At 39.2% G+C, this 4571-nt stretch carries 4 protein-coding genes and 2 pseudogenes; 3 read left to right on the forward strand and 3 right to left on the reverse strand.

Annotation, left to right across the window (positions count from 1 at the left end; all coding sequences use genetic code 11):
* Window positions 1–42 precede the first annotated feature (42 nt).
* Window positions 43–265 (forward strand): annotated as a pseudogene (locus DPG01_RS18980) (transposase); the annotation flags it as partial.
* 60 nt (window positions 266–325) lie between these two features.
* Here DPG01_RS18980 and DPG01_RS18090 read toward each other — a convergent pair.
* From DPG01_RS18090 to DPG01_RS18100, 3 genes are read right to left on the reverse strand one after another with little or no spacing between them, the layout of a single operon-like run.
* On the reverse strand, window positions 326–1030 hold the full coding sequence (locus DPG01_RS18090; protein WP_068912714.1) for an ABC transporter ATP-binding protein: 705 nt from the start codon (window positions 1028–1030) through the stop codon (window positions 326–328).
* A 3-nt stretch (window positions 1031–1033) separates the two neighbouring features.
* Window positions 1034–2242, reverse strand: coding sequence for an ABC transporter permease (locus DPG01_RS18095; protein ID WP_016165453.1), 1209 nt, complete (start codon window positions 2240–2242; stop codon window positions 1034–1036).
* The gene (locus tag DPG01_RS18100) at window positions 2239–3306 is read right to left on the reverse strand and encodes an efflux RND transporter periplasmic adaptor subunit (RefSeq protein WP_228157025.1); all 1068 of its coding nucleotides are present in this window, start codon (window positions 3304–3306) and stop codon (window positions 2239–2241) included. The genes DPG01_RS18095 and DPG01_RS18100 overlap by 4 nt, the downstream gene beginning before the upstream one ends.
* 487 nt (window positions 3307–3793) lie before the next feature.
* On the opposite strand from DPG01_RS18100, the pseudogene DPG01_RS18105 reads away from it, so the two are divergent.
* Both DPG01_RS18105 and hemJ read left to right on the forward strand, forming a co-directional pair.
* Window positions 3794–3980: pseudogene (locus DPG01_RS18105) on the forward strand (beta-ketoacyl-ACP synthase I); the annotation flags it as partial.
* Window positions 3981–4060: 80 nt separating this feature from the next.
* Window positions 4061–4513 carry a protoporphyrinogen oxidase HemJ gene (hemJ, locus tag DPG01_RS18110; RefSeq protein ID WP_016165450.1) on the forward strand — a complete coding sequence of 151 codons (453 nt, stop codon included), beginning with the start codon at window positions 4061–4063 and terminating at the stop codon, window positions 4511–4513.
* Window positions 4514–4571: the final 58 nt, after the last annotated feature.

Below are 4571 nucleotides of genomic sequence, written 5' to 3' on the forward strand. Positions count from 1 at the left end.
GCCTAACTTAAATAAAAAAGTCTCCGACAAACCCGGTACGGTTCAGACATTAAAATGATTGAGCATTTGGTAGAAGGCTTAAAAACAAAACTCTATGCTGTTCGTGGATATATCAGTCAAGAATTAAAAATCAAATTCGAGGAATCAAGACATTTGGTTTAATTACATATCATCGTAAAAATATGAAAACTATTCGTTTATCCAAAGCAGATGAATACCACTTAAAACAACGCAATAAAAAGAAAATTTATTCAGCTTATTGAAAATAATTAAGCTATTAATCTAAATCTATCAACTAGATAAAATACTTTAAATTTCTACGCTTTTAGAAACTACGACCCTCTCCTTTTTCTTCATACGTTATTCCCTCACGAATATGATATAGTCGCTGGAAAGTCGGAATAATTTTATCGTCATGTGTAACAACAATAATTGCTGTTTGAAATTTTTCCGCCATTTCGTGCAACAAACGAATTACAGTCATGGCACGAACGCTGTCTAAAGGTGCCGTTGGCTCATCTGCCAAAATGACAGGTGGCTTATTAATCAAGCCGCGTGCAATAGCTACACGTTGTTGTTCACCACCCGATAATTGCCCAGGCATGGCATGAATACGATGCTGAACATCTAAAGCCGTTAAAATTTCTAAAGCACTTGCACGTGCTATGTTATTAGGAACACCTGCAAGCATAGGTAATAGCGCAACATTATCTAAAACATTCAAAAAAGGAATCAAATAAGGTGTTTGGAACATAAAACCAATTTTGTCACGTCGCAATGCACTTAAATCTTTTACCAACCAGTGTTGATCAAAAATCACTTCACTCCCTAAAGTCATACGTCCTTCAGTGGGATCAATCACAGCGCCTAAACATTTTAATAAGGTACTTTTACCTGAACCTGACGGACCAATCAGTCCAACAACTTCTCCTGGATCCACCCACATATTGACATCTTTTAATGCATAAAAAGCATTATCACCTTGCCCAAAACGTTTTTTTAAACCCTCAATTAAAATTCCGTGGGTCATGTGTTATCCTCCAATTGCTTCGGCTGGATCAATACGTAATGCCATACGAATAGCTACTAGACTTGCCAACATACAAATCAACATCACAGCAATAAATCCAAGAATAGAATCCTGAGGAATCAATAATACATACTTTGGAAAATATGGCGCAGCAAAGGTTGAAGTGATTTTACCTATAGTAAATCCAATTAGACCAAGTGCGAGCGCTTGCTGTAAGATCATCCAGGCAATCGTTCGGTTGCGTGTTCCAATTAGTTTCAGAACTGCAATTTCTCGAATTTTATCCATGGTTAGGGTATAAATAATAAATGCCACAATTGCCGCGCTCACCAAAGCCAAAATTACTAAAAACATCGCAATCTGCCTTGCTGACGTTGCAATCATCTTGCTAATTAAAATATGTTCCATTTGAAGACGCGTGTAGACAGTCAGTTGCTGCCAACGTTGGATGTGTTCAGCAGTATCTTCTGCGGAAGTACCAGTTTTAAGACGGACTAAAATTGCATTTACATAACGATTGCTGGTTTGAGCACTCAGAACACTGTCTAATAAATCTGGATAAGCAGGCCGATTGTAAATTGGATTTTGTGCGGTACGTCGGCGGTCTTGTAAAATTGCCGCATTATCTTTTTGAAATTGGGCTTGTTGTGCATCTTTAATCGGAATAAAAATCATCGGGTCACCACCTGATGACACCATTCGTCGAGTCAATCCTACTACAGTAAAATAATTACGACGGATTTTGATGCGATCACCTAATTTAAGTCCTGAAGTGATGTCTACAACAGCTTCATAGTGCCCTCGAGTCAATTGACGTCCCGCTAAAAGGTAAGGTGGCCAGCCTAAATTATTCCAGGCATGTTCACCTGTATGGATTCCAACCACCATCGCACGGATATCTTTATCTTTATAATGAACTTGTGTGGTCAGATAAGTAATATTTGAGGCATGTTCTACTTCAGGTGTAGTCATGACACTACGATATAAATCATCACGCACACTAGAAGGTTCAGCATATGGACCAAGCGTATCTTGTTGTACTACCCATAAATCTGCACCGCTATTATTTAATAAAGCCTTGGCATCATCCACCATACCACGGTAGACACCCGCCATAATTAGAGTCACGCCGATCAACAAGCCAAGTCCAAAACCAGTAAAAACAAACTTACCCCATGAATGGAATATATCCCGACCGGCTAAGCTAATCATTCAGATGTTCCTGCAAGATTTTTTACAATACGCAAACGGTTTTTCGCATTAAGTGGTTTTTCACTATATAAAACGATTTGATCATTTTCTGATAGACCATCGAGTACTTGAACATCACCCTCTAAATTAGAGCGACCTAGTTTAATTTCAATAAATTGTAGTTTTTGATCTGTCACTTTCCAGACACCGACTTGGTTATTGATGCGGTGAATAGCAGCATTTGGAATAGCAAGGCTGCGAGACAGTGGTGCTAGTTTAATTGTCACTTCTGCTAATTCACCTAAAGGGGGTAGAGGGTTAGGTTGTTGACTAAAGACTACTTTGGCTAAGATTTCTTCGGTAATAACATCTGCACGAGGCTCTACCCATAAGACTTGACCTGAAAGCGTGTTACTTTGACGCGAACGTAAATGAATTTGTGCAGGTAAACCTGAGGCTAAGCCAATCGCACTAGATTGATCGAAGCGTGTATTCAACCAAATAGACTTCGGGTCTACAATTTCCAATACGGTTTGCCCTGCAACTACAGTAGAGCCAGGTTCTGCATAACGGGCTGTGACTATACCTGGTGCTGTTGCCATTAAATTTAAATTGTCGCGCTGGGCTTGTAGTGTATTGAGGTCTGCACGGGCTTTATTAAGTTCTTGCTGCATTGAGCCAAGTGCCGTTGTAGCAAGATCAAGTTCCTGCTGCTTAATGGCGAGTGACTCTTGACTGGTGGCATTGATTTTGGTGAGTTGCTGATAGCGTTGAACTTGTTGCTGTGCAAACTTTTGACGAATTTGAGTATCTTGTTGCTGAGAGATGATTTTTTGGATAATGGCACGTTGCGCAAGTATTTTTTCTTCTAAATCAATGGGATCCATTTCCCCTAAAAGTTGTCCAGCTTGTACAGCATCTCCTATATCGACTCGAAGGTTTTTAAGACGACCTGCCGTTGTGGGACCAATCTTGTAATTATGACGAGCTTCAACAGTCGCTATACCAAATAGACTAGGCTGAATGGATTTATACTGAACTTGTATCAGAGTGACCTTGACAGGTGCAAAAGGTCCTGTACGCAATAGGACATAAACCAAAAATAAGATTAATGTAATAAGCACTACAAGAACGGAAAGAGCCCTCTTTCCTAATAAAAATGTTTGCATCTGTATTTTGCTTATCTTATTTAATTAAGAATAATATAATCTATTTTTAAGTATTATGTAAAACAATTCCTTCCTAATTTAGATACCTAATCGGTTCGGACTGCCACTATCTAAGCTCATTCCACTGAATCATCACTTTCTAATGAACTAATTCTTTCCCCAAAAAGGATTGTAGCAACCTCTCTAGTGAACACACTTTACCAAGCTATCCGATAAGCCTTAATTAAGTTCCCACTTAAAAATAAATGGGGACTTAATTCATGACTACAAATACCCATGCATGGGACGTAAAAACTGGCTGTTTTCAGGATCACTACGCAATGGCTAATGAGCTGTGAACATATGACGCTTACAGTCAGCGAAACTGAATGGACTGTATCCGTATCGTATGCCTATATGAGTGATTTATTCAGTATTGATGATGAAAAAATGACTTTATTGCACCAAACATCAACGTGACTGAACTGGATGAAGGCGCAAAACGATTTGATATCGTACTTGAAAAACGTGATGCAAAATTGAATACTGTGATGAGTAACAGTTTCGGTTTTGGCGGTGTAAATGCCTGTCTTCTTGTTTTCAAAAAATAGGAAGGCTAAGCTAAGAAGTGTTGATCATTCAGCCATGGATGATCAACTTCTGCCACACTGCCCTTTAAAAGGGTGAATGGATGGATGCTCCTTCTGATGCTTTCTTGTGGGTAAAAGCATTACATATTATTGCAGTCGTTTGTTGGTTCGCGGCATTGTTCTACCTGCCACGTTTATATGTTTATCATGCGATGAGTGAAGATGGCACGAGTCATCAGCGTTTCCAGATTATGGAACGAAAGTTGTACCGCGGCATCATGTGGCCGTCAATGCTTGCCACTCTCATCACAGCGCATTTTTTAGTGGATTGGGGTGATGCAACTCGGCATTACCATGAAGCACTCTGGTTTTACCTGAAAGTTGGATTAGTGGGCTTACTGGTGATTTACCATTTTGTTTGTGGTTATTACCGTAAAAAACTGATGGAAAACCCGCATTACAAATCACATAAGTTTTGGCGTTTCTTCAATGAAATGCCAACGCTTATTTTACTCGCAGTAGTGATTTTAGTGGTGGTTAAACCGCAGTTTTAATCCAGTTGATTTTAAAAAACCTCCTTAAGGAGGTTTTTTGGCACTGTTGCAAATAGTG

The organism is Acinetobacter sp. WCHAc060042, assembly GCF_003231195.1.
In the GTDB taxonomy this organism is placed as follows: Bacteria; Pseudomonadota; Gammaproteobacteria; order Pseudomonadales; family Moraxellaceae; genus Acinetobacter.